We start from the raw sequence: 24,619 nt of genomic DNA, 5'->3' as shown, positions 1-24,619 counted from the left end.
GACATCCGTGATCTTCTAGACGACCGGGATCGAGCTTCTCACGATCGAGCTGAGGATCACCACGACGAGGAAGAGGACGGTGAAGCTCAGGTCCAGCGCCACACTCCCCAAACGCACGGGCTTGATGAACCGACGCAGGAACCTCAACGGCGGGTCGGTGACCGTGTAGGTGGTCTCCGCCAGTACCAGAACGAACCCGCTGGGTCGCCACGAGCGTGCGAACGACTGTACGAGTTCGAAGACGAGCCGGCCGATCAGCACGAGCAGGAAGATCTGCAGCGCGTAGTACAGCACGGTCAAGACGATACTCACGGCCGGACCCGGACCCCATCTCTGGACATCGGTGATGATCTAACTCTGATTGAAGAACCCTCGCTCAGCGATACGTGCCTTGTCTTCAGCGGTCACCTCAACATTAGCCGGGGACAGCAGGAACACCTTGTTCGTCACGCGCTCGATGCTGCCGTGCAGACCGAAGATGAGCCCCGCCGCGAAGTCGACCAGGCGCTTGGCGTCGCTGTCGACCATCTCGGTGAGGTTCATGATCACCGGTATACCTTCCCGGAAATGCTCTCCGATAGTACGCGCTTCGTTGTACGTGCGCGGATGGAGTGTGGTGATTCGCGCGAGGTCCGCGGTGGCCGGGCCGGCGTGGGGGGGTGTCCGCCGCTCGACCGGCGACGCGGAGTAGCCGTCCGCGTCCATCACGGAGTCGGCCCGAGGAACGCCCTGGGGATCGAGGTCCCGCTCACGCCGGTCCTCGACGCCTTCATCGAAGTCGTCGAAGTCATCATATTCATCCGCATAGCGGTGATCGTAGCGGTCGTCCTCCACGAGGCCGAGGTAGACCGCCATCTTGCGCATCGCGCCGGCCATCTCTTGTCCTCCGTCGTCCCTGTGGTGCGGCACCGCAGATGACTTCTTCCGTATACGCCCAGGTCCGCCGGTCGGGCGAACTCGACAGATGGGCGCCAAGGTCCATGTGGGGACATTACCCCACGATCGGGCCACGATCATCGAGCAACGCCGTCCCCACCCGGACGTGTGTCGCCCCGTTCGCCACGGCGGCCTCCAGGTCGCCGCTCATGCCGGCCGAGACCATCCTGGCCTGAGGGTAGCGATCGCGGACCGACTCGGCGACCGCGCGCAGCCGGGCGAACGCCGCCGCGGGGTCGCCGCCGCGCGGGGCGACGGCCATGACACCCCCCAGCTCCAGCCCCTCCTCGGCGGCCACGGCGTCGGCCACCGCCAGGGCGTCGGCGGGGTCGGCGCCGCCGCGCGGCCCCAGTACCCCGGCCGCCGAGTCCGGGTCGAGGTTGACCTGTACCAGGCAGCGCACCCGGCGGCCGGCCGAAAGCGCCCGCGCGCCCAGCGCCCGGGCGAGTCGCCCGCGGTCGACCGAGTGCACGGTGTGGGCGTAGCGGACGACGGAGGCCGCCTTGTTGGTCTGCAGCTGGCCGACGAAGTGCCAGCGCAGGCCGAGGTCGGCGCAGGCCGCCGCCTTGGGCGCGGCCTCCTGGTCGCGGTTCTCGCCGACGTCGGCCACGCCGAGCCCGGCGAGGACGCGCACGTCGGAGGCGGGGAAGGTCTTGGTGACCGCGATGACCGTGACGTCGCCGGCCGGCCGCCCGGCGGCGTCGCACGCGGCGGCGATCCGCTCGCGCAGGGCCGCCAGGTTGGCGGCGATCCGCTCGGCGCGGTCGGCGCCGGGGCCGGGTGCGGCCATGTCAGGACCGCCAGACGAAGCCGGCGAGCCGCCCCGTCGGCGCCCCGCGCCGGTGCGAGAACAGGTCGGGGGTCTCCAGGGTGCAGCGGTCGTCGGAGGTGACATGGCCGACACCGGCCGCGCGGAGCTGGGCGGTGACGGCGGCCCGCAGGTCGACCGACGGGGTGCCCTCGGCGGTCGTCCCGGCACCCTCGGGTGTGGTCCTGGCCACCTGGTCGCGCATCTCCGCCGGCACCTCGTAGCAGGAGCCGCAGATGGCGGGCCCGAGGGCGACCCTGATCCGGCCGGGATCGGCGCCCTGGTCGGCCATGCCCTTGACGAGCGCCGCGGCAACGCCGCGCAGGGTGCCCAGGCGCCCGGAGTGGGCCGCGCCGATCACCCCGGCCTCGGGGTCGGCGGCGAGGATGGGCAGGCAGTCGGCCGCCAGGGTGGCGAGCACCAGGTCGGTGCGGGTGGTCACGACCGCGTCGACCCGCCCGACGACGCCGGGCCGGTCGGCGACCGCGACGTCGGCGCCGTGCACCTGCGCCATCCACACCACCCGCTCGGGGTCGAACCCGAGGCGGGCCCCGGCGATCCGCCGGTTCTCGGCGACCGCCGCCGGATCGTCCGGCACACCCGTGCCGAGGTTGAGCGTGTCGAACGGCGGGGCGCTGACCCCGCCGTCGTAGCGCCCGGTGAAGCCGGCGGAGACACCCGGCCCCAACGCGATTGCGGAACTCATGTCGTGCGCTGCTCCTCCTGCGGCGGCGTATGGGACCGGGAAAAGCGTACCGGCGGCGGGGATGCCCCGCCGCCGGTCAGGCCGCCGCAGCGCCGCGCGCTACTTGAGGAAGTCCGGGACGTCCAGGTCGTCGGGGTCGTCGAAGATCACCCGGCGCCGGGGCGTGGGGATCTCGCCGGAGCGGGTGAAGGCGTTGTCGGTTCCGGTGCGGCGGACCTGGCCGTACCCGTTGTCGTTGACGGCGTGGATGCCGCGGGTGCGGGCGTCCTCGGCCGGCTCCTCGGGGGCCGGCTCGGGGGCGTGGTCGCGCGCGGGCTCGGGGTCCGGCTCGGGCTCGGGCTCGGGGGCCTCGGCGCGCGGCGGCTCCTCGTGCGCGGGCGGCTCGGGCTCGCTGACCGGTTCCGGCCGCGGCTCGACCGCCGCCGGGGCGGGGGGTGCGGGCGGCGGCGCGGGTTCGCGTCGGGGCGGCGCCTCGGGGACGGCCGCCGCGGCTCTCGGCGGGGTGACGGCCTCGCTGCGCGGCTCGTCGAACCCGGCCGCGATCACCGTGACACGCACCTCGTCGCCGAGGGCGTCGTCGATGACCGCGCCGAAGATGATGTTGGCCTCGGGCGCCGCGGAGTTCGCGACGAGCTGCGCCGCCTCGTTGATCTCGAAGAGGCCGAGGTCGGAGCCGCCCTGGATGGACAGCAGCACCCCGTGGGCGCCGTCGATGCTCGCCTCCAGCAGCGGGGAGGAGATGGCCATCTCGGCGGCGGCCACCGCCCGGTCGTCGCCGCGGGCCGACCCGATGCCCATGAGCGCCGACCCCGCGCCCGACATGACCGACTTGACGTCGGCGAAGTCGAGGTTGATCAGGCCCGGGGTGGTGATGAGGTCGGTGATGCCCTGGACACCGGAGAGGAGCACCTGGTCGGCGGCCTTGAACGCGTCGAGCACGCTGACCTGGCGGTCGGAGATCGACAGCAGCCGGTCGTTCGGGATGACGATGAGCGTGTCGACCTCGTCGCGCAGCATCGCTATGCCGGACTCCGCCTGGGTGGCGCGCCGCTTGCCCTCGAAACCGAAGGGGCGGGTGACGACTCCTATGGTCAGAGCGCCCAGGGACCGGGCGATGTTGGCGACCACCGGCGCTCCCCCGGTGCCGGTGCCGCCCCCCTCGCCGGCGGTCACGAACACCATGTCGGCGCCCTTGAGGACCTCCTCGATCTCCTCGCGGTGGTCCTCGGCGGCCTTGCGGCCGACGTCGGGGTTGGCGCCCGCGCCGAGGCCGCGGGTGAGTTCGCGGCCGACGTCCAGTTTGACGTCGGCATCGCTCATGAGCAGCGCCTGAGCGTCGGTGTTGATGGCGATGAACTCGACGCCCTTGAGTCCCTCTTCGATCATTCGATTGACGGCGTTGACGCCGCCGCCGCCGATACCGACGACCTTGATGACCGCGAGGTAATTCTGCGGTGCTGCCACGACGAGGGGCCTTTCCGCTCGCATCTGCCCGCCGTGCGCCCCGCGGTTCGCGCGGGGCGCCTCAGCCGCTCCCCCCGTGGGCGGACCGACCGGCCGGCTGTCCGGTTCTCCTGTCTTGCGGAGACCCGACCGGCCGACCGGCCGGCGGGGTCCCCCTGGGCGTCGGACGGGTGTCCCGGGGCTCCGGGACATCGCCCGCAACCGCCCTAACGTCTCAAGTGAATACTTATGTCAACCAAAGGTAGTGCTTCTCGACAGTAAGCCGCGGCCTCCCGCCGGGCAACTAACCACGAGATCAGCCTAACGGCGTGTCGTGCGGTGAGGCGATGTGCGCCCCGGCGCGTCGCGTCGGGATTGTCCGCGCCCCGGCCGGGCGGTCGCGGCCGGTCACCGCACGACCGCGGTCCCGACGGCGCTGACGTCGTACTCCCGCCCCTCCTCGGGCGGGTGCTCGGCGATCAGCAGCCGGAGGATCTCGGCCTTCTCCGCGCCGCGCTCGGTGTCGCCCCAGGCCGCGGTGGCGCCGTCGGCCAGGACGAGTTCGATGGCGGCGGGCTCGTCGGCCCTGATCTCGGTGACGCGGGAGCGCAGGTCGTCGGGGAGGTCGCCGACCACGGCGGCGGCCGCGGCCACCGCCGGGCTGCCCTCGACCTCGCCGCGCACGGAGACCAGGGGGTGGTCCTCGGGCCGGGTGGCGGCGCCGTCGACCCGCACCCCGTCGCCGTCGACCAGGAGGTAGCCGTCGCCGGCGCGGACGCTGAGCAGCGGGGCGCGCTCGGTGACCTCCACGCGCAGGGCGGCCGGCCACGCCCGGGTGACCCGGACGGATTCGACCAGGTCGAGGCCGCGGACGCCGCGCGCGGCGGCCTCGGTGTCGACCCGCGCCAGCGGGGTGCCGGTGGTGACCCCGGTGGCGTCGGCGACGGCGGCGCGGTCGATGCGGTCGGTGCCGGTGACCTCGATGTCGCGCACCACCAGCAGCCGCGACCCCAGGAGGACCCAGGCCACCACCGCGAGCACGGCGGCGATCAGCAGGATGACGAACGCGGCCTTCCAGGGGTCGGCGCGCCGCGCCGCCGCCGGGTCGGCGGCCCCCTCCGCGCCGTCGGCGGCGGGGGCGGAGTCCTCCTGCGTGGTGCTCACGGTGGTTCTGCGCTCCTCGTGCCGCGGCGGTCGGGGGCCGCGGGGTCAGGCGGTCGCGGCTCCCAGCGCCGCGACGATGTCGGGTCCGAGTTCGGTGACGTCGCCGGCGCCCATGGTCAGGACGATGTCGCCGGGCGCGGCGAGTCCGGCGGCGCGGGCGACGGCGGCGGCGCCGTCGGCCACCGGGTACACCCGGTCGTGGGCGACGCCGCGGGTGATGAGCCCGGAGTCGACCCCGGGCTCGGGGTCCTCGCGGGCCGCGTAGACGGGCAGCACCACCACGGCGTCGGCGAGGGTGAGCGCCTCGGCGAACTCGGCGGCGAAGATCCGGGTGCGACTGTACAGGTGGGGCTGGAACACCGCCACGACCCGGCCCGGCGCGCCGCCGCCCCCGCGCGTGTCGAGAGCGGCGCGGGCGGCGCGCAGGTCGGCCGCGATCTCGGTGGGGTGGTGGGCGTAGCTGTCGTAGACGGCGACCCCGCCGGCCTCGCCCTTCGGTTCGAACCGGCGGGCGGCGCCGGTGTAGGCGGCGAGTCCGGCCGCGGCGGCCTCGGGGGCGTGGCCGAGTTCGTCGGCGGCCGCGACGGCCGCCGCCGCGTTGAGCACGTTGTGCCGGCCGGGGACGGCGATGGCGCAGGCCAGGGGCTCGCCACCGCGCACCGTGAGGGTGAACGACGTGCGGAAGCCCTGGGCGGTGACGCCGGACACGCGGTAGTCGGCGTCGGGGTGCTCGCCGTAGGTGCGGACGCGCAGGCCGCGGGCGCGGGCGGTGTCGGCGACCCGGCGGGCGCCGGGGTCGTCGATCCCGACGACGAGGGCGTCGCCCACGCGCTCGGCGAACGCCGCGAAGTTGGCGTGGATCTCCTCCAGGCCGCCGTAGTTGTCGAGGTGGTCGGCCTCGACGTTGGTGACGACGGCCACGGCCGGGGAGAGCATGAGGAAGGAGCCGTCGCTCTCGTCGGCCTCGGCGACCATGATGTCGCCGGTGCCCGCGCCGGCGTTGCGGCCGGTGGTGGTGAGCGTGCCCCCGATGACGTAGCCGGGGTCGGCGCCGACCTCGCGCAGGACCACGGTGAGCATGGAGGTGGTGGTGGTCTTGCCGTGCGTTCCGGCGACGGCGACCCCGCGGCGGTCGAGCAGCAGGGCGCCCAGGGCGGCGGCGCGCGGCAGCACCCGCAGCCCGCGGGCGCGGGCCTCGACCAGTTCGGGGTTGTCGGGGCGGACCGCCGAGGAGACGACGACGGTGTCGGCGGTGCCGACGTTGGCGGCGGCGTGGCCGACGTGCACCTCGGCGCCCAGGGTCTGGAGTTCGCGCAGCAGCGGGCCGTCCTTGGCGTCGCTGCCGGAGACCTCGACGCCGCGCTGCAGGAGGACCCGGGCGATGCCGGACATGCCGACCCCGCCCATGCCGACGAAGTGGACGCGGCCGAGTTTCCCGACGGGGACGGGTTCGGTCGGCGGCACGAGGCTCATCGCCGGTCCCCGCCCTCGTAGCCGGGGCCGTAGCCCTGCGGCTGACCCGGGCCGTAACCCTGCGGGTTGCCGGGGGCCTGGCCGTACCCCTGCTGGGGGTGGCCGTAGCCCTGCGGCTGACCGGGCCCGTAGCCCTGCTGCGGGTGGCCGTACCCCTGCGGCTGCCCCGGGCCGTACCCCTGCGGGTTGCCGTAGCCCTGGTCCGGGGCGTGGCCGTACTGCTGCTGCGGGTGTCCGGGCGCCTGGTCGTAGCCCGGCGCCGGGTCGTAGCCCGCGTCGTCCTCGGCCTCGTCGGCCAGCGGGTCGCCGGCGGGGCGATCGCCGCGGGCGACCGCGATGACCTCGCGGGCGAGTTCCATGTCGGCGTCGCGGCGGCCCATGCGGCCGGCGGCCTCGGACATGGCGACGACCCGGTCGGTGTCGGTCAGCAGCGGGATGAGGTGCTGCACGATCCACTGCGGGGTGAGGTCGGAGTTGGCCACGAGCAGCCCGCCGCCGGCCTCGACGATCGGCTCGGCGTTGAGGCGCTGCTCGCCGTTGCCGATGGGCAGCGGCACGAACGCGCCGGGCAGCCCCACCGCGGTGAGTTCGGCGCAGGTCATGGCGCCGGAGCGGCACATGGCGACGTCGGCGGCCGCGTAGGCGAGGTCCATCCGGTCGACGTAGGGCACCACCACGTAGGGGACGCCGTCGCGGGTGCGGTCCTCGGGCTCGTCGGCGTTCTTCGGGCCGACCACGTGCAGCACCTGCACGCCCGCCGCGCGGAAGTGGTCGCCGGCGTCGAACGCGGCCTGGTTGACGGCCTGCGCGCCCTGGGAGCCGCCGAAGATGAGCAGCGTGGGCAGCTCGGGGCGGAGTCCGAAGTGGGCGCGCGCCTTGTCGCCCATGGCGAGCCGGTCGAGCGTGGAGATCTGCTGCCGCAGCGGGATGCCGATGTAGCGCCCGTTGCGGATCTCGGTGTGCGGGTGGCCGGTGTAGACGTGCGGGGTGAGCCGGGCGCCCAGCCGGTTGGCCAGCCCGGGCAGCGGGTTGGCCTCGTGCACGACGATGGGGATGCGCCGGCGGCGGGCCGCCAGGTAGCCGGGGGTGGCCACGTACCCGCCGAAGCCCACCAGGACGTCGGCCTCGATGCGGTCCAGGTGGTCGCCCGCGGCGCTGATGGCGCTGGCGAGCTTGCCGGGGACCGACAGCAGCTGGGGGGTGAGCTTGCGCGGCAGCGGCACCGCCGGGATCTCGCCCAGCTCGTAGCCCCGCATGGGGACGAGCCGGGTCTCCAGTCCCCGCTCGGTGCCCAGACACACGATCTGGGTGTGGGGGTCGATGCGCCGAAGCGCGTCGGCCAGGGAGAGCGCGGGCTCGATATGCCCGGCCGTGCCACCTCCGGCGAGGGCTACCCTCATCGTCGCCGATTCCTCCTCGCTTGGACCTGCGTGGGTCGCGATACGTTCTTCGCCTGCGCGCCGCCCCCGGTCCGCTTGCCGTCGCCGGTGCCCGCACTGTCCAGGCGAAGCCAGCTTAGAGCCCTTTGCACCCGCCCCGGACCGCGCGCGGCCAGCACCCGGCGGGCGTCGGGCTCGCTCTTGGCGAAGGCGAGCAGGATGCCGAGCCCCACCATGGTCGGGATCAGCGACGATCCGCCGGCCGAGACCAGCGGCAGCGGGATGCCGGTGATGGGCAGCAGTCCGACCACCGTGCCGATGTTGACCAGCGCCTGGATGACGATCCAGGCGGTGACCGCCGCGGCGGCGAGCCGGACGAAGGGGTCGCGCACGCGGGCCGCGACGCGCAGACCGGCGTAGCCGAGCACGCCGAACAGGCCGACGACGAGCAGGGTGCCGATCAGCCCCAGCTCCTCGCCGATGATGGCGAAGATGAAGTCGCTCTCCGGGTGCGGCAGGAACCCCCACTTCTCGCGGCTGCCGCCGATGCCGACGCCGAACAGGCCTCCGGTGCCCAGGGCGTAGAGGCCGTGCAGCAGCTGGAAGCCCGACCCGCTCGGGTCGGCCTCGGGGTTGAGGAACGAGGTGACGCGGGCCATGCGGAACGGTTCGACGGCGATCATGATGCCGCCGAGCGACGCGACCAGGCCGATCATGCCCACGAAGAGCCGGCCGGGGGCGCCCACCACCCACAGCAGGGCGAGGAACGTGCTGAGCAGCACGAAGGTGGTACCGAGGTCGGTGCCGAGGAGGACGAGCAGGACGAGGGTGCCGCAGCCCGGCAGCAGCGGGATGAGGAGCTGGCGCCACTCGACCATCTGCTTCAGCTCGACGCGGCGCGCGAGGACGTTGGCGCCCCACAGGGCGAACGCGAGCTTGGCGGGCTCCGACGCCTGGATGGTGAGGCCGCCGACCTCCAGCCAGCGCACCGCGCCGTACCCGTACTCCTCGCCGCGGAAGACGGTGACGAGCAGCAGGGCGACCGAGACCAGCATCGCCGGGTAGCCCACGATCCGGAACATCCGGATGGGCAGGTGCGAGGCGAGGACGAGCAGCGGCAGGCCGACGGCGGCGGCGACCACCTGCTTCTGGAACAGGGAGAACGCCGACCCGGTTTCGGTGTAGGAGTCGACCATGGACGACGACAGCACCATGGTCAGGCCCAGGGTGATCAGCAGCCCGCTGCTGCCCAGGATCAGGTAGTAGGAGGTGAGCGGCCGGTCGAGCAGCTGCGGGACCTCCCGCAGCCGCAGCCGCCCCCTGCCGTCCTCGGCCGCCCGGCGCTCCCGAGGCCGGGTGGCCGCCGGGACCGTTGTCGACACCGCCATACGCCGCCTCCGCCCACGCCGTGCATTCCCCAGCGTCGACCAAGTCTGGCGGCAACACGGCGCAGAACCTCGGACATATCGCGCGTGTTGGGGTTTTCGCTCCGGTTCCGGTGGGGCGGCGGCCCCTCCCGGGGCGGCCCTCAGTCCCCGCCGAGGGCGCCGACGGCCGCCGCGAACCGGTCGCCGCGCGCCTTGTAGTCGGGGAACATGTCCATCGACGCGGCGGCCGGGGCGAGGAGCACCGTGTCGCCGGGGCGGGCGAGGCCGGCGGCCGCGGCGACGACGCCGGCCATGGCGTCGGGCCCGGTGTCGGCGACGTCGACCACGGGGACGCCGGGGGCGTGCTCGGCGAGGGCGTCGCGCAGCCGGTCGCGGTCGCGGCCCAGCAGTACCGCGCCGCGCAGCCGCGGCGCGGCGGCCCGCACCAGCTCGGCCACGTCGGCGCCCTTCAGCAGGCCGCCGGCGATCCACACCACCGACGGGTAGGCGGTCAGCGAGGCGGCGGCGGCGTGCGGGTTGGTGGCCTTGGAGTCGTCGACGTAGTCGACCCCGGCGACCTGGGCGACGTGCGCGATGCGGTGCGGTTCGGGGGCGAACGCGGCGAGGCCGGCGCGCACGGCGGCGGGCGCGGCCCCGACGGAGCGGGCGAGGGCCGCGGCGGCGAGCGCGTTGGCCACGTTGTGCGGTGCCGGGGGGCGCACGTCGGCCAGCGACGCCAGCTCCTCGGCGGTGCGCTCCGGGTCGGCGGTGAACGCCCGGTCCACCAGGAGGTCCTCGACCACGCCGACCTCACCGGGGCGGGGGGTGCCGAGGGTGAAGCCGACGAGCGGTGCGGCGGGGTCGCCGTGCTCGGCGGCGAGCCGGGCCGACCACGGGTCGGCGGTGTTGACGACGCGGACCGTGCCCGGGGCGTACACCCGGCCCTTGGCGGCGGCGTAGGGCTCCAGCCCGCCGTGCCAGTCGAGGTGGTCGGCGGCCACGTTGAGGACGGTGGCGGCGTGCGGCCGCAGCGACGACGACCAGTGCAGCTGGAAGCTCGACAGCTCCACGGCGAGGACCGCGGGGTACCGGCCGTCGGGGCCGGGCAGCGCGGCCTCGATCACGGGGGTGCCGACGTTGCCGACGGCGACGGCGTCGCGGCCGTCGGCCCGCAGCATCGCCTCCAGCATGCGCACGGTCGTGGTCTTGCCGTTGGTACCGGTGATGGCGAGCCAGGTCTGGTCGGCGGGCGAGAGCCGCCAGGCGAGTTCGACGTCGCCGATGACCTCGACGCCGGCGTCGGCGGCCGCGACGAGCAGCGGGGCGTCGGGGCGCCACCCGGGCGAGGTGACGACCAGGCCGGTCCCGGGCGGCAGGTCGGCGCCGCCCAGGGTGACGCGGGCGCCGGCGGCGCGCAGCGGCTCGGCCGCGCGCCGGGCGGCGTCGTCGTCGCGCGCCTCGACGACGGTGACCTCGGCGCCGCCGCGCAGCAGGGCGCGGACCACGGGCGGGCCGGACACGCCCAGCCCGGCGACGCACACGGGGGCGCCGTCGAGCCGGGCGGCGAACGCGGGATCGCGCGGGGCGGCGGCCACTAGCGGGGCATCCATTCCAGGTAGAACAGGCCGATGCCGATGCCCACCAGCAGGCCCTGGATGATCCAGAACCGGATGACGATGGTGGTCTCGGCCCAGCCCTTGAGCTCGAAGTGGTGCTGGAGGGGCGCCATGCGGAACACGCGTTTCCCGGTCAGCCGGAACGAGCTGATCTGGATCATGACCGACATGGTGATGAGGACGAACAGGCCGCCGATGACCAGCAGCAGCAGCTGGGTGCGGGTGGTGATGGCCAGGCCCACGATGAGGCCGCCCAGGGCCAGCGACCCGGTGTCGCCCATGAAGATCTTGGCGGGCGGGGCGTTGTACCAGAGGAAGCCGATGCAGCCGCCGAGGACCGCCGCGGCGACCACGGCGAGGTCGAGCGGGTCGCGGACCGGGTAGCAGCTGGGCGACAGGTAGGCCACGCAGCTCTGCCGCAGCTGCCAGTTGCCGATGATGACGTAGGCGACCAGCGACAGGATGGTGGCGCCGGTGGCCAGCCCGTCCAGGCCGTCGGTGAGGTTGACGGCGTTGGAGAACCCGACGATGAGGAACAGCGCCCAGATGACGAACACGCCGAGCATCATGGGCGGGCCGAAGTCGCGCAGGAAGGACAGCTGGGGCGAGGCCGGGGTGTAGCCGTAGCCGTTGGGGAACTGGGTGACGCCGACGGCGAAGCCCACGCCGACGATGGTCTGGCCCAGCATCTTCGCGCCGCTGCGCAGGCCCAGGCTGCGCCGCTTGTAGATCTTGATGAAGTCGTCGAGGAACCCGACGCAGCCCATGCCGACGAACAGGAACATCACCAGCAGGCCCGACACGGTGGGGGCGGTGCGCAGCACCAGGTGCGAGGCGAAGTAGCCGATGATCGCGCCGAGGATGATGACGATGCCGCCCATGGTGGGCGTGCCCTGCTTGGTCTTGTGGCCCTCGGGGCCGTCGTCGCGGACCTCCTGGCCGAACTTGAACTTGAACAGGATGCGGATGACCAGCGGCATGCTGAGCAGGGAGACCAGCAGGGACAGCCCTGCCGCGACGAGGATGCCGGTCACTGGGCCGCCTCCCCGGAGACGAGCCGCTCGGCGACGTGTTCCAGCCCGGCCACGCGTGATCCCTTCACCATGACGACGTCCTTGGGCCGCAGCCGGCCGCGCAGCACGGCGGCGGCCTCGGCGGCGTCGGAGACCCGCAGGACCTCCCCGTCCCATCCGGGCGCGCCGCGCGCGCCGTCGGCGATCGGGGCGGCGTCCTCTCCGACGATGACCAGCGTCGCGACGCCGGTCTCGGCCGCGAGCCGGCCGACGGCCTCGTGCTCGGCGCGGGCCTCGCCGCCCAGTTCGGCCATGTACCCGAGGACGGCGATGGAGCGCCGCTGCGCGGCGAGCACGGCGAGCGTGCGCAGCGCGGCGGCCATCGACTCGGGGTTGGCGTTGTAGGCGTCGTTGACGACGGTCACGCCGTCGTCGAGTTCGGTGACCTCCATGCGCCACCGGCTCACCGGCCCGGCGGCGCCCAGGGCCGCGGCGATCGCTTCGGCGCCCATGCCGAACTCGGCGGCGACGGCGGCGACGGCCAGCGCGTTGTGCACCTGGTGCACGCCGACCAGGGCGAGGCGGACCTCGGCGCTCGCGCCGCCGACGTGCAGGGTGAACGCGGGGCGCCCGGCGGTGTCGAGGCGGACGTCCGCGGCGCGCACGTCGGCGTCGGCGGCGGTGCCGTAGGTCACGACGCGGGCGGCGGTGCGCGGGGCCATGCCGCGCACGGCGTCGTCGTCGGCGTTGAGGACGGCGACGCCGCCGTCGGCCGCCGCGGGCAGCGCCTCGACCAGTTCGCCCTTGGCGCGGGCGATGGCGTCGCGGCCGCCGAACTCGCCCATGTGGGCGCTGCCGACGTTGAGCACGACGCCGATGCGCGGGGGCGCGATCTCGCACAGGTGGGCGATGTGGCCGATGCCGCGGGCGGCGACCTCCAGCACGATGAACCGGGTCGCCGCGTCGGCGCGCAGCACGGTCAGCGGGTGGCCGATCTCGTTGTTGAACGAGCCCGGCGGGGCGATCGTGGGGCCGAGACCGCCGAGCACCTGGGCCAGCATGTCCTTGGTCGTGGTCTTGCCGGAGGATCCGGTGACCCCGACGATGTCGGCGCCGGTGAGCCGGCCGGCGACGTGGCGGGCCAGTCGGCCCAGCGCGGCCACGACCTCGGCGTCACCGCCGTCGGCCAGCAGTTCGGGCGCCGCGACCGGCCGCGATCCCAGGACGGCGGCGGCGCCCGCGGCGACGGCGGCGTCGGCGAAGTCGTGGCCGTCGGCCCGGTCACCGCCCAGCGCCACGAACAGCGAGCCGGGGCGCACCTGCCGGGAGTCGACCACGACGGGGCCGTCCACGACGGCCTCCGGGCGCGCCGACGGCCCTAGGCGGGCCTGGGTGATCTCAGCGATCCGATCGAGCGTCAGCGCGATCAAATCCACTCCTCATGTCGGGCCCGGTCCTCCGCGCCTGGGGCGCCTCGACGGGTGCAGTGCGCGAAAACGGGGTCAGCGCAGTACTCGTCAACCGCGAGGCGGTGTCAACACACCACGGGGCCGGGCGGCGATTGCCGGACCTACCTTAGAACATGTTTGGTGACGCGAGTCGCGCCCAGGCCGGAATTCCGGCCACGTCGTGATCACGTTCGCACGACGGGCGCGGGCGCCGCCGCGGCGCCCCCGGTCAGCCCTCGGCGCGTCGCCGCAGCGCGTCGCGCAGGGCCTCGCGGTCGTCGAACGGCAGGACCCGCCCCTCGACGTACTGACCGGTCTCGTGGCCCTTGCCGGCCACGATGACGGTGTCGCCGGGGCCGGCCTCGCGCACGGCGCGGTCGATGGCGGCGGCGCGGTCGAACTCCACGACGACGCGCGCCCGGGCGTCGGCCGGGACCTTGGCGACGCCCTCCAGCATGGCGGCGGCGATGAGGACGGGGTCCTCGGTGCGCGGGTTGTCGTCGGCGATGATGAGGGAGTCGGCCAGGCGGGCGGCGGCCTCGCCCATGAGCGGGCGCTTGGCGCGGTCGCGGTCGCCGCCGCAGCCCACGACGATGGCCAGGCGGCCCTCGGTGATGCCGCGCAGCGACCCCAGGGCCGCCTCGATGGCGCCCGGTTTGTGGGAGTAGTCGACAACGGCGGTGAAGTCCTGACCCTCGTCCACGCGCTCCATGCGGCCGGGGACACCCGGCGCGGCGGCGACGCCCGCGAGCGCCTCGTGCAGCGGGATGCCGGCCTCGACCAGGCCGACGACGGCGGCCATGGCGTTGGCGACGTTGAACGCGCCCGGCAGCGGCACGGAGCCGTCGGCCTCCATTCCGCCGGGGCCGACGACGCGGAACGTGGAGCCCTCGGGGTCGAGCCGGACGTCGACGGCGCGCCAGTCGGCCTCGGGGTCGCCCTCGGCGGAGAACGTGGTGACGGGCACGTCGCCGCGCGCCTCGACCATGTCGATGAGGACCCGGCCGAACCGGTCGTCGCGGTTGACCACGGCGATCCGGCAGAACTCGGGCGTGAACAGCCGCGCCTTGGTGTCGAAGTACTCGCGCAGGTCGGCGTGGAAGTCCAGGTGGTCCTGCGACAGGTTGGTGAAGACCGCGACGTCGTAGTGGGCGCCGCCGACCCGGCCCTTGGCCAGGGCGTGGCTGGAGACCTCCATGGCGGCGGCCGCGACCTCGCGTTCGCGCATGACGGCGAACAGCCCGTGCAGGTCGGTGGCCTCGGGGGTGGTGAGCGCGGACGCGACGCGCTCGTCGCCGACCCGCATCTCGACGGTGCCGATCAGCCCCGTGCGCAGCCCGGCGGCGCGCAGCCCGGACTCGACCAGGTAGGTGACCGTGGTCTTGCCGCTGGTGCCGGTGGTGCCGATGAGCAGCAGCTCCTCGGACGGGTCGCCGTAGACCCACGCCGCGACCTCGCCGAGGCGGGCGCGGGGGTCGGCCACGGTCAGGACGGGCAGCCGGGTGGCGGCGGCGCGGTCGTAGCCGGTGGGGTCGGTGAGGACGGCCACCGCCCCGGACTCGGCCGCCTGCGCGGCGAAGTCGGCGCCGTGCGCGGTGTCGCCGGGCAGCGCCGCGTAGAGGTCGCCGGGGCGCACCCGGCGGGAGTCGTGGGTGACGCCGGTGATGACGGCCTCGACGCCGTCGGTCCGGTCGCCGCCGTCCGGGGGGTCCGCCGCGGCGGCCGTGCCGAGGGGGGCGTCTGCCCCGTCGACACAGGTCAGGAACGCGTCCGGGCCGAGCAGGCGGGCGAGTTCGGACAGCGGGCGGAGTCGGTGGTGTTCAGGTCGCATTACCGGTGGCACGCCGAGAGGCTATCGGCTGTGGTGGGCGGGGGGTTAATCGCCGCGCTCGGGGCGCCGGGGCGCGCCGGGCGGGGTCACTGGTCCTCGAAGAGGCGCAGGTCGGGGGCCTCGGTGCCGGTGGGCGGCACCTCCAGGGTCTTCAGCGCGAACGACATCACGTCGGTGAACACCGGCCCGGCGGCCTCGGCGCCGTAGTAGGCGCCCTGCGGGTTGTGCAGGACGGCCTGGACGATCAGCTCGGGCTCGTCGGCGGGCGCGAACCCTACGAAGGAGGACGTGTAGCCGCCGTCGTCGTAGCTGCCGGTCTCGGGGTCGACGCGGTTGGCGGTGCCGGTCTTGCCGGCCACCCGGTAGCCGGGGATGTCGACGTCGGCGGCCGTGCCGTCGTCGCCGGTGACGGACTCCAGCATCAGCCGGAGGTCGGCGGCGGTCTCGGAGCCGACGACGCGCTGCTCCTCGGGCTCGGGCGCGGGGGTGAACTCGCCAGCGTCGTCGACGGTCCCGGCGACCAGGGTGGGTTCGGTGCGCACGCCGTCGTTGGCGATGGTGGCGTAGACCCCGGCCATCTGCACGGCGTTGACCGACAGGCCCTGGCCGAAGGAGACCGAGGGCAGCTGGGTGCCCCACCAGTCCTCGGGCTCGGTGAGGATGCCGGCGTTCTCCCCGGGCAGGTCGAGCCCCGTGGGGCGGCCGAAGCCGAAGTCGGACAGGTAGGAGTGCAGGGGCTCGGCGCCGAGCTGCTCGCCGACCTGGATGGTCCCGGTGTTGCTCGACTGGGCGATGATGCCGTTGAGCGTGAGCCGCTCGGTCTCGTGCGGTTCGGAGTCGCGGAAGGTCTGGTCGTAGCGCTGGAGGGAGTAGGGCACCGTGTAGACGGTCTCGGGGGTGGTGACCCCCTCCTCCAGGGCGCCGGCGACGGTGATCACCTTGTTGGTGCTGCCGGGTTCGAACGCCTCGGCCACCGCCCCGTTGGCGCGGTCCTCGGGGGTGGATGACTCGATGTCGGCCGGGGAGTAGCTGGGGTAGTCGGCCATCGCGACGATCTCGCCGGTGGGGCGCATGACGATGACGCTGCCGCCGACCGCGTCGAGCTCCTCGGCGCGCTCGGCGAGGGACTGCTGGGCGAACCACTGGATGTCCTGGTCCAGGGTGAGCCGGACGTCCTTGCCGGGCACCGGCTCCTCGGCGAGGCCGCCCGCCAGCGGGATCTGGGTGCCGGACACGCCGGTCTCGATCTGCTGCCGGCCGGGCCGGCCGGCGAGGGTGTCGTCCAGGACGCCCTCCAGCCCCTCCAGGCCGGTGCCGTCGGCGCCGGTGAACCCGACGAGGTCGGCCGCGCCGGTGTCCTCGGGGTAGACGCGCTTGTAGTCGGTGAGGGCGCCCACACCCTGGAGGCCGAGTTCGGCGATGTCGTCCCACTCGGCGGGGGCGACGTCCTCGGCGACGACCTCGTAGCGGCTGGGCTCCTCGGCGAGCCGGGCGAGGACCTCGTCGCGGTCGAGGCCGAGGCGGTCCGACAGTTCGTCGGCGATGCGGTCGCGCTCGTCGTCGCGGACGTCGACGGGGTCGACGAAGACGGTGCGGACCTCGACGGACATGGCGAAGGGGTTGCCGTCGGCGTCGGTGATCTCGCCGCGGGTGGTGGGGATGTCGATGCTGGTGAGGCGGAGTTCGGCGGCCTCCGAGGCGTACTCGGCGGCGTCGAACGCCTGGATCTGCACCAGCCGGCCGGCGAACAGCAGGAGCACCACCGACATGAGCACGCCGGCGGTGTGGATGCGGCGCCGCGGGTCGCCGCGGCGGAAGACGCGGCGCAGCGGCGGCACGGTGCCGCCGGAGCCGGCGGGGCGGCGGCGCGGCCGGGGCGGGGGGTCGGCGGGGCGGCGCCGGGGGGCCTCGGCGCGGGCGGGGCGGGGCGGCTGCGCGGCGCCGGGGCGGGGCTGGCGGCCGCCGCGGCGCACGGGCCCACGGGAGGAGGAGCGGCCGGAGGACGCGCCGGGGCGGCGGGGGTCGCGGGAGCGGCCGTCGCGGGAGGGGGTCACCTGGCGCCTCCCGGGGCCGGCGCGCTCCGTCGGGCGGCGTTCATGGGGCGCTCCATCTGCGTCGTCGTCGGCACCGCGGCGCCCGTTCTACTCGTCGGCGGCGGAGTCGTCCGCGCCGCCGAACTCCCCGGTCTCCAGGTCCAGGGTGGCGGGCGCGTCGCCCTGCTCCATGCCGAGGGCCTCGGCCTCCTCGGCGATGCGGTCGGGCGACTCGGCGTGCAGCACCTCCTCGCGCAGCGCCTCCTCCTGGTTGGCGAGTTCGGCGTTCTCCTCCTGGAGGGTGCTGATGGCGAACGCGTCCTCGATGAGGATGGTGCGCAGCGCCAGCAGGCTGATGAGGGCGCCGCCGAGCAGCCCGAGGATGAGCAGGACGAACGGCATGCGCGGGGGCGCGGCGGCGGTGCCGCGCCCGCCCGCGCGGGCGCGGGCGGGTGCCGCGGCGCGGGTGCGCCCGGCGGGGCGGGTGCGCCGCGCGGCGCGCTTGGTGCGGGCGGCGGGGTCGCCGGTGGCCGGGGTCATGGGGTCCCTCCCTGCTGGTCGGCCGGTCCGTGCGCGCCGGTGGGCGGGGTCACGGCCGGCGCACCCGTTCGGCGGCGCGCAGCCGGGCGGAGGCGGCGCGCGGGTTGCGCTCGTTCTCGTCGTCGCCGGGGAGTTCGGCCCCCCGGGTGAGGAGGCGGAGTTCGGGGCTGCGGTCGGGCAGCGGCACCGGCAGGTCGGGGGGCGTGGTGTCGGTGGCGAGCGCGGCCAGCGCGCGCTTGGTCATGCGGTCCTCCAGGGAGTGGTAGGACAGCACGGCGATGCGCCCGCCCACGGCGAGCCGGTCGACGGCGGCGGGGAGGGTGCGTTCGAGGATGCCGAGTTCGGCGTTGACCTCGATGCGCAGCGCCTGGAAGGCGCGCTTGGCGGGGTGGCCGCCGGTGCGGCGGGTGGCCGCGGGGATGGCGTCGCGGACGAGGTCGGCGAGGCGGCGCGTGGAGTCGAGGGGGGCGGCGGCGCGCTCGCGGACGATGGCCTGGGCGATGCGGCCGGCGAACCGCTCCTCGCCGTACTCGCGCAGGATGCGGGTGAGCGCGGCGGCGGGGTAGGTGTTGACGACGTCGAAGGCGGTGCGCTCCTGGGTGCGGTCCATCCGCATGTCGAGCGGGGCGTCGTAGGAGTAGGCGAAGCCGCGTTCGGCCTCGTCCAGCTGGGGCGAGGACACGCCGAGGTCGAGCAGGACGGCCTGGGCCTCGGCGATGCCGAGGTCGTCGAGGACGCGCGGGACGGCGTCGTACTCGGCGTGCACGAACTCGGTGCGGTCGGCGAAGGCGGCGAGGCGCCGCCGGCTGCGGTCGAGGGCCGTGGTGTCGCGGTCGATGCCGACGAGGCGGGCGCCGGGGTTGGCGGCGAGCAGCGCGTGGGCGTGCCCGCCGAGGCCGAGGGTGCCGTCGACCAGGACGGCACCGGGCGCGGAGAGGGCCGGTGAGAGGAGGTCGACGATCCGGTCGAGCATGACCGGGACGTGTGCCGCCCCGGCCTCGTCGGCGATGTCCCCCATGAGCACGGTTCCCCCTCGTTCTCGTTCCGTCCCTCGGCGCCCCCCGGCGCGCTACCCCGTCCGGCGGCCTCCAGACGCGGGCCGGGCCCCGCGGAGGTCCGCGCGGCCGCCACCTGGCGCCGGGGAAGATGCGTCAGCTGGCATCCGGTCGCGTCTGGAGGCCGTACTCCAGACAGGGCTTGGACGGCGGTGTCCTCGCGGCGCGCGGCGTCCGGGTGTCGAGGCCGGAGGCGGCGTCCCGCGGAGTCACAGCACCCCCGGCAACACCTCCTCCGACAGATCCGCGAATGCCTGCTCCTGTTCGGCCTCGTAGCGGGCCCAGGCCCGCGCGTCCCAGATCTCCAGGCGCGTGTTCGCCCCGATGACGACGCAGTCGCGGTCCAGCCCGGCGTAGGCGCGCAGGCCGGACGGGACGGTCACGCGCCCCTGCTTGTCGGGGGTCTCGTCGGACGCGCTGGCGAAGAGGACACGGCTGTAGTCGCGAACCGCCTTGGCGGTGACCGGAGCCGATCGGAGGGCGTCGGTGACGCGCCGGAACTCGTCCATGGGAAAGACGTAGAGGCAGCGCTCCTGGCCCTTCGTGATCACCAGCCCCCCCGACAGTTCGTCGCGGTACTTCGCCGGAAGGAACAGTCGTCCCTTCTCGTCGAGGCGCGGTGTGTGGGTGCCGAGGAACACCGGCCCCACCTCCCACGCCCCCACGCGGGGCAGTCGCCCGCCCCACGATGCCCCACTGTACTCCACTCTTCCCCACGGTCAACAGTTTCGCTCCGCGCCCCGGCGCCCGCGCGGCCGGGAAACCGCTGGTCACGGGGTGGGGGGCGGGGTGGAGGGGTGGGCGGGGGCGGGCGCGGGCCCGGGCGGCGGGGTGCCCGGGCGCCCGACGCGCGGCGGCGTCGACAACGGGTACCAGGGCAGCAACGGAACGTATCGCTCCATACCAGGCGCATTTTCCCGTTTCAATTTTCCATCCCCCCGCTTTGGCTTTAGCCTCGAACCCGTCAACTCCAGGGCACTGCGCGGAGAGGGAGACACGTGTCACTCGGCACGCGGTACAACGGGCAGGGCGACCAGACGCCGGGCGGCTCCTCCGCCGTCCTCGACGTCGCCGACCGCATCCGGCAGGCCATCGAGACCGTCATCGAGGGGAAACCCGAGGTCGTGCGCATGGCGCTGACCGTGCTCCTCGCCGAGGGCCACCTGCTCATCGAGGACATCCCCGGGGTCGGCAAGACCATGCTGGCCAAGGCGCTGGGCCGCGCCGTCGACTGCTCGGTGCAGCGGGTGCAGTTCACCCCCGACCTGCTGCCCGCCGACATCACCGGCGTCAGCGTCTACCACCAGGAGCGGCACGAGTTCGAGTTCAACCCGGGCCCGGTGTTCGCCAACATCGTGCTGGGCGACGAGATCAACCGCGCCTCCCCCAAGACCCAGTCGGCCCTGCTGGAGTGCATGGAGGAGATGCAGGTCAGCGTCGACGGCGAGACCCGCCCGCTGGAGCGCCCCTTCATGGTGGTGGCCACCCAGAACCCCGCCGACATGGAGGGCACCTACCCCCTCCCCGAGGCGCAGCGCGACCGGTTCATGGCGCGCATCTCCGTCGGCTACCCCACCGCGCAGGCCGAACTCGACATGATCGACACCCACAGCGCGCGCTCCCCGCTGGACGACCTCGCCCCGGTCGCCACGGCCGCCGACGTGCGGACCATGGTCGACCACGTCCGCACCGTCCACGTCGCCCCGGGCGTGCGCCGCTACGCGGTCGACCTGGTGACCGCCACCCGCACCTCCTCCGCGCTGCGGCTGGGCGCCTCCCCCCGCGCCACGCTGCACCTGGTCCGCGCCGCCCGCGCCTACGCCGCGCTGGAGGGCCGCTCCTACGTGGTGCCCGACGACATCCAGGCCCTCGCCGTCCCCGTTCTGGCGCACCGGCTGCTGCCCAGCGCCGAGGCGCAGATGGGGCGCCGCAGCCCCGAGAGCGTCATCGCGGGCATCGTCTCCCGGCTGCCGATCCCCACGCCCCGCTGACCGCGGTGCCGCCCCGCGCCCGCCGCCCGGCGCGGCCCGCCCCCGCCGAGAGGGAGCCCAGGTGAACCCGCTGCGCATCTTCACCGCCCGGGGCGTCGGCCTGCTGTGCGCCGGGGCCGCGGCCACCGCCGGGGGGTTCGCCCTCGGCGAGCGCGACCTGGTGGGCGTGGGCGTCCTCGTGCTGCTGCTGCCGCTGCTGTCGGTGCCGGCCGTGCTGCGCGGTCCCCGCCGCGTGGCGCACAGCCGGGCCCTGCGGCCGGACCGGGTCGCCGCGGGCACCGACGCCCGCGTCCTGGTGCGGGTCGCCAACTCGGCGTCCGTGCTGCCGATCGGCGGCCTGCTGGTGGAGGACGGCCTGCCCTACGCGCTGGGCGAGCGGCCCCGGTTCACCATCGGCCACCTCGGTCCGCGCGGCGTCCGCGACCTCGCCTACCGGGTCCGCACCCAGGCGCGCGGGCTGTACCCCATCGGCCCGCTGCGGGTCTCCTTCACCGACCCGCTCGGCTGCGTGCGCGTCCGGCGCGACGTGGGCGGCCACATGTCCCTGCTCGTCACCCCGCCGGTGGTCGACCTGGACGACGCGCCCCCGCGCGGCGGTGCGGCCGAGGGCGGCGACAGCACCGGCCGCACCATGGCCGGCGGCGGCCACGACGACCCGGTCCCGCGCGCCTACCGGCACGGCGACGACCTGCGCCGCGTCCACTGGCGCTCCACCGCCCGGCACGGCGAACTGATGGTGCGCCGCGAGGAGCAGCAGTGGAGCGACCGCAGCACCGTGCTGGTCGACACCCGGCGCCGCGCGCACGCGGGCGCCGGCCCCGACGCGTCGGTGGAGACGGCGGTCGCCGCGGCGGCGTCGGTCACCCTGCACCTGCTCGGCCGCTTCCAGGACGTCCGGCTGCTCACCGACGCCGGCGAGATCGCCGCCACCCGGCCCGACGCCGTCCTGGACGCGCTGGCCGTGGCCCCGCCGTCGGAGAACGCCTCCCTCGCGGACGGCGCCGACCTGCTGGCGGCCGCCCCGGTGACCGGGACCGGCCTGGTGGTGGCCGTCCTCGGCGCGCTGGGCCCCGACGACGTCGCCGCGCTCGGCCGGGTGGGCGCCGCCCGCGACCACCCGCGCGTGGCCGTGCTGTGCGGCACCGCCGCGTGGCCGGCGCCCGACGCGGCCCTCCGCGCGGGCGAGGCCCTGTCCGAGTCCGGGTGGACCGTCCTGGAGATCGCCTCGCCGCGCGACCTCGCCGGCGCCTGGCGCCGGCTCCCGCTGCGCTCCGCCCCCCTGGGAGGTACCCGATGATCGGCAAGGCGGTGCTCACCGCGGCGGCGGCCGCGGTGATCGCGCTGGCCCTGCCCGCGCTGTCCCCGCTGGTCACCGGCTCCGGCTGGTGGTCGCCCGCGCTGCTGGCGGTGGTGCTGGTCGCCGCGGCGGGCGCGGTGCTGCGCTTCCTCCCGGTCGCCGTGGCGGTGCTGCCCGCCGTGCAGGCGGTGCTCGTGCTGTGCGCGCTGACCGCGGTCTTCGCCGCCGACACCGCTGTCCTCGGCGCCGTCCCCACCGGCGGTTCGCTGACCGCGCTGCTCGACCTGTTCACCGCCGGGCGGGCCGAGATCGACGTGAGCCCGCCCCCGGTGTCCGCCACCCCGGGGGTGGTCCTGGTCATCGCCGCCGGGGTCGGGCTGGCCGCGATCGTCGCCGACTTCCTGGCCGTGACCGCCCGCATGCCCGCCCTCGTGGCGCTGCCGCTCGCGGCGCTGCTGGCCGTGCCGCTGGTGGTCCACGACGCGGGCCTGGACCGGTGGGCGTTCGCGCTGGCCGCCGCGGGCTACGTCCTGCTGCTGGCCGTCGACGCGTGGGTGCGCGGCGCCGAGTGGGGGCCGCCCGTCCCCGCGCCGCACGACGCCGCCGCGCCGGCCCTGGGCGGGCTGCGGCACGCCGCCGCCGGCGCCGGCATCGCGGCCGCCGCGATCGCGCCCGCGCTGCTGCTGCCCCTGGCCTGGCCGGGGCTGGGCTCCGGCGCCCTCTACGACCTCGCCGCGGGGACCCGCCTGGGCGGGGAGACCATCACCACCACCCACCCGCTGGTCAGCCTGCGCCGCGACCTCGCAGCCACCGGCGACCGGCCGGTCCTGGAGTACACCACCACCGCCGACCGGCCGGAGTACCTGCGCTCCTACGTGCTGGACGCGTTCGACGGCGAGAACTGGACCATGTCGCCCATCGAGGCGGCCGGCGACACCCTGGTCGGCGACGACCCGCTACCCGCGCCGGCGGGTCGGACGGGCGACCCGGGGGCGACCGTCGCGACCAGCGTCACCCTCGACGCGCGCGCGGCCCCGGACTTCCTGCCGCTGCCCTACCCGGCGCGCGAGCTGGCCGTCGACGGCGACTGGTTCGCCGACCCCGACAGCCTGATGGTGTTCACCACCGGCGAGCCGCGCGGCGGCCTCGCCTACCGGGTCGAGAGCCTCGCGCGGCAGCCCGACGCCGCCGACCTCGACCGCGCCGCCGGTCCCCCGCAGGGCCTGGACGCCCGCTACCTGGACGTGCCCGGCGGGGTCGACCCGCGCGTGGCCGAACTGGCCGAGACGCTGACCGCCGACGCGGCGACCCCGCACGAGCGGGCCGTGGCCCTCCAGGACTGGTTCACCACGGACGACCGGTTCACCTACGACCTGCGCCCGCCCGGCGTCCCGCCGGGCGCCGACCCCCTGCCCTACTTCCTGTTCGACAGCCGGGTGGGCTACTGCGAGCAGTTCGCCGCGGCCATGACGCTGATGGCCCGGCAGGTCGGCATCCCGGCCCGGGTGGCGGTCGGCTACACGGCGGGCACCCCGGCCGGGGACGGCCGCTGGCGGGTGTCGTCGTCCGACGCCCACGCGTGGCCGGAGCTGTACTTCGAGGGGCAGGGGTGGCTCCGGTTCGAGCCGACCCCGTCGTCGGCGGCCGGGCAGGGCACCGCGTCGGTGCCGCCCTACGCCGCCCCCGCCGAGGCGGCCCCCGAGGAGCCCGCCGCCTCCGCCGCGCCCGAGGACGGCGCCCCCGAGGACACCGCCGAGGAGTCGGCGGCCGAGGAGGAGGGGTCCGCCGCCCCGCAGGCCGACGCCCCCGGCGCGGACACCGCCGCCGAGACCGCGCCGGGCGGCGCGGCCGCGTGGTGGCCGGCCGTGCCGGCCGCGGCCGGGGTGCTGCTGCTCGCCGCCGCCCCCGCTCTGGTGCGCGCGCTGGTGCGCCGCGCCCGGTGGGCCCGGGCGGCGGGGCCGCCCGCGCGGGCGCACGCCGCGTGGGCCGAGGTGCGCGACGACGCGGTGGACCTGGGGGTGGCGTGGAACCCGGCGGAGAGCCCCCGGTCGGCGGCCCGGCGGATCGCGGCGGAGCGCGGCCTGACGGGCGCGGGCCGGGCCGCCCTGGACCGGGTGGCCCTGGCCGAGGAGAGCGCCCGCTACGCCCCCGAACCCGAGGTCCCGGCGGGCCTGGCGGCGGACACCCGCACCGCCCGCGCGGCCCTGCGGGCGTCGGCCGGCCGCCCGGCGCGCCTGCGGGCGCTGCTGCTCCCGCGCTCCCTCCTGCGCCGGACCGGCGCCCCCGCCCCCCGCCCGCGGCCCACCCCCGCCCCCTGACCACCCGGCCGCGACGGCGGGCGGGCGGCGGGGCGGGGACGTCCACAGGCGTGCGGTCCCGCCGGCGCGGACCCCCTCCGTGCGGGTTGCATCGGCGTAGGGGGTCCCCGGCACCGTGGCCGCTCCCGCCATCGCCGCCGGGGGCGGCTCCGCATGCCCGCACCCGCCGCCCCGGCCGCGACGGCGGCCGGGGCGGCGGGG

At 75.5% G+C, this 24,619-nt stretch carries 19 protein-coding genes and 1 pseudogene; 3 read left to right on the top strand and 17 right to left on the bottom strand.

Annotated elements, in window-relative coordinates; all coding sequences use genetic code 11:
• Positions 1 to 15: 15 nt before the first annotated feature.
• The 17 genes and pseudogenes from NT8_RS11295 to mraZ all read right to left on the bottom strand — a co-directional run bounded on the left by NT8_RS11295 (position 16) and on the right by mraZ (position 19,453).
• On the bottom strand, positions 16 to 312 hold the full coding sequence (locus NT8_RS11295) for a YggT family protein (protein WP_067967421.1): 297 nt from the start codon (positions 310 to 312) through the stop codon (positions 16 to 18).
• A 39-nt stretch (positions 313 to 351) separates the two neighbouring features.
• Complete coding sequence (locus NT8_RS11290) at positions 352 to 876, bottom strand: cell division protein SepF (RefSeq protein ID WP_067967418.1); 525 nt, start codon at positions 874 to 876, stop codon at positions 352 to 354.
• A 115-nt stretch (positions 877 to 991) separates the two neighbouring features.
• Positions 992 to 1,726 (bottom strand): YggS family pyridoxal phosphate-dependent enzyme, encoded by a 735-nt coding sequence (locus NT8_RS11285; RefSeq protein ID WP_067967415.1) that lies wholly within the window; start codon positions 1,724 to 1,726, stop codon positions 992 to 994.
• Position 1,727: 1 nt separating this feature from the next.
• Positions 1,728 to 2,450: a peptidoglycan editing factor PgeF gene (gene pgeF / locus NT8_RS11280; protein ID WP_067967412.1), complete on the bottom strand. Its 723-nt coding sequence runs from the start codon at positions 2,448 to 2,450 to the stop codon at positions 1,728 to 1,730.
• A 99-nt stretch (positions 2,451 to 2,549) separates the two neighbouring features.
• A complete protein-coding gene (gene ftsZ, locus NT8_RS11275; RefSeq protein ID WP_067967409.1) occupies positions 2,550 to 3,914 on the bottom strand; it encodes a cell division protein FtsZ in 1,365 nt (454 codons plus the stop codon).
• A 387-nt stretch (positions 3,915 to 4,301) separates the two neighbouring features.
• Positions 4,302 to 5,057 (bottom strand): cell division protein FtsQ/DivIB, encoded by a 756-nt coding sequence (locus tag NT8_RS11270; RefSeq protein WP_067967406.1) that lies wholly within the window; start codon positions 5,055 to 5,057, stop codon positions 4,302 to 4,304.
• 45 nt (positions 5,058 to 5,102) lie between these two features.
• Positions 5,103 to 6,530, bottom strand: coding sequence for a UDP-N-acetylmuramate--L-alanine ligase (gene murC, locus NT8_RS11265; RefSeq protein WP_067967403.1), 1,428 nt, complete (start codon positions 6,528 to 6,530; stop codon positions 5,103 to 5,105).
• Positions 6,531 to 6,808: 278 nt separating this feature from the next.
• Positions 6,809 to 7,930 (bottom strand): annotated as a pseudogene (gene murG / locus NT8_RS11260) (undecaprenyldiphospho-muramoylpentapeptide beta-N-acetylglucosaminyltransferase); the annotation flags it as partial.
• Entirely contained in the window at positions 7,927 to 9,297 is a 1,371-nt protein-coding gene (gene ftsW / locus NT8_RS11255; RefSeq protein ID WP_067967402.1) for a putative lipid II flippase FtsW, read from the bottom strand. The gene ftsW and the pseudogene murG, both read right to left, overlap by 4 nt.
• Positions 9,298 to 9,437: 140 nt before the next feature.
• On the bottom strand, positions 9,438 to 10,886 hold the full coding sequence (murD, locus tag NT8_RS11250; RefSeq protein WP_067967400.1) for a UDP-N-acetylmuramoyl-L-alanine--D-glutamate ligase: 1,449 nt from the start codon (positions 10,884 to 10,886) through the stop codon (positions 9,438 to 9,440).
• The gene (gene mraY / locus NT8_RS11245; RefSeq protein WP_067967397.1) at positions 10,871 to 11,926 is read right to left on the bottom strand and encodes a phospho-N-acetylmuramoyl-pentapeptide-transferase; all 1,056 of its coding nucleotides are present in this window, start codon (positions 11,924 to 11,926) and stop codon (positions 10,871 to 10,873) included. Before mraY ends, murD begins: the two co-directional genes overlap by 16 nt.
• Entirely contained in the window at positions 11,923 to 13,335 is a 1,413-nt protein-coding gene (locus tag NT8_RS11240; protein ID WP_067967394.1) for a UDP-N-acetylmuramoyl-tripeptide--D-alanyl-D-alanine ligase, read from the bottom strand. Before NT8_RS11240 ends, mraY begins: the two co-directional genes overlap by 4 nt.
• A gap of 247 nt (positions 13,336 to 13,582) precedes the next feature.
• Positions 13,583 to 15,184: a UDP-N-acetylmuramoyl-L-alanyl-D-glutamate--2,6-diaminopimelate ligase gene (locus NT8_RS11235; RefSeq protein ID WP_067967391.1), complete on the bottom strand. Its 1,602-nt coding sequence runs from the start codon at positions 15,182 to 15,184 to the stop codon at positions 13,583 to 13,585.
• Between the two features lie 86 nt (positions 15,185 to 15,270).
• A complete protein-coding gene (locus NT8_RS11230; RefSeq protein WP_067967387.1) occupies positions 15,271 to 17,238 on the bottom strand; it encodes a peptidoglycan D,D-transpeptidase FtsI family protein in 1,968 nt (655 codons plus the stop codon).
• Between the two features lie 87 nt (positions 17,239 to 17,325).
• Entirely contained in the window at positions 17,326 to 17,757 is a 432-nt protein-coding gene (locus NT8_RS11225) for a hypothetical protein (protein ID WP_067967385.1), read from the bottom strand.
• 49 nt (positions 17,758 to 17,806) lie between these two features.
• Entirely contained in the window at positions 17,807 to 18,775 is a 969-nt protein-coding gene (rsmH, locus tag NT8_RS11220; RefSeq protein WP_157515687.1) for a 16S rRNA (cytosine(1402)-N(4))-methyltransferase RsmH, read from the bottom strand.
• A gap of 246 nt (positions 18,776 to 19,021) precedes the next feature.
• Entirely contained in the window at positions 19,022 to 19,453 is a 432-nt protein-coding gene (mraZ, locus tag NT8_RS11215) for a division/cell wall cluster transcriptional repressor MraZ (protein ID WP_067967376.1), read from the bottom strand.
• A gap of 357 nt (positions 19,454 to 19,810) precedes the next feature.
• Between mraZ and NT8_RS11210 the strand changes: the two genes are divergently transcribed.
• From NT8_RS11210 to NT8_RS11200, 3 genes are all read left to right on the top strand, one after another.
• Positions 19,811 to 20,803: an AAA family ATPase gene (locus tag NT8_RS11210; protein ID WP_067967371.1), complete on the top strand. Its 993-nt coding sequence runs from the start codon at positions 19,811 to 19,813 to the stop codon at positions 20,801 to 20,803.
• Positions 20,804 to 20,864: 61 nt separating this feature from the next.
• Positions 20,865 to 22,100 carry a DUF58 domain-containing protein gene (locus NT8_RS11205; RefSeq protein ID WP_084468835.1) on the top strand — a complete coding sequence of 412 codons (1,236 nt, stop codon included), beginning with the start codon at positions 20,865 to 20,867 and terminating at the stop codon, positions 22,098 to 22,100.
• Entirely contained in the window at positions 22,097 to 24,418 is a 2,322-nt protein-coding gene (locus NT8_RS11200) for a transglutaminase family protein (RefSeq protein WP_067967367.1), read from the top strand. The genes NT8_RS11205 and NT8_RS11200 overlap by 4 nt, the downstream gene beginning before the upstream one ends.
• Positions 24,419 to 24,619: the final 201 nt, after the last annotated feature.

The sequence above is a fragment of the Nocardiopsis trehalosi NBRC 14201 genome (assembly GCF_001552555.1).
Lineage (GTDB): Bacteria > Actinomycetota > Actinomycetes > Streptosporangiales > Streptosporangiaceae > Nocardiopsis_B > Nocardiopsis_B trehalosi.
This window is presented reverse-complemented; position numbering and strand designations above follow the sequence as displayed.

What these genes read in the sequence shown, in the direction of transcription:
- murD (WP_067967400.1), bottom strand. Translation starts at nt 10,886, where the DNA reads ATGGATGCCCCGCTAGTGGCCGCCGCCCCGCGCGATCCCGCGTTCGCC.
- pgeF (WP_067967412.1), bottom strand. Translation starts at nt 2,450, where the DNA reads ATGAGTTCCGCAATCGCGTTGGGGCCGGGTGTCTCCGCCGGCTTCACC.
- rsmH (WP_157515687.1), bottom strand. Translation starts at nt 18,775, where the DNA reads ATGGGGGACATCGCCGACGAGGCCGGGGCGGCACACGTCCCGGTCATG.
- NT8_RS11200 (WP_067967367.1), top strand. Translation starts at nt 22,097, where the DNA reads ATGATCGGCAAGGCGGTGCTCACCGCGGCGGCGGCCGCGGTGATCGCG.
- murC (WP_067967403.1), bottom strand. Translation starts at nt 6,530, where the DNA reads ATGAGCCTCGTGCCGCCGACCGAACCCGTCCCCGTCGGGAAACTCGGC.
- NT8_RS11290 (WP_067967418.1), bottom strand. Translation starts at nt 876, where the DNA reads ATGGCCGGCGCGATGCGCAAGATGGCGGTCTACCTCGGCCTCGTGGAG.
- NT8_RS11225 (WP_067967385.1), bottom strand. Translation starts at nt 17,757, where the DNA reads ATGACCCCGGCCACCGGCGACCCCGCCGCCCGCACCAAGCGCGCCGCG.
- ftsW (WP_067967402.1), bottom strand. Translation starts at nt 9,297, where the DNA reads ATGGCGGTGTCGACAACGGTCCCGGCGGCCACCCGGCCTCGGGAGCGC.
- NT8_RS11285 (WP_067967415.1), bottom strand. Translation starts at nt 1,726, where the DNA reads ATGGCCGCACCCGGCCCCGGCGCCGACCGCGCCGAGCGGATCGCCGCC.
- NT8_RS11235 (WP_067967391.1), bottom strand. Translation starts at nt 15,184, where the DNA reads ATGCGACCTGAACACCACCGACTCCGCCCGCTGTCCGAACTCGCCCGC.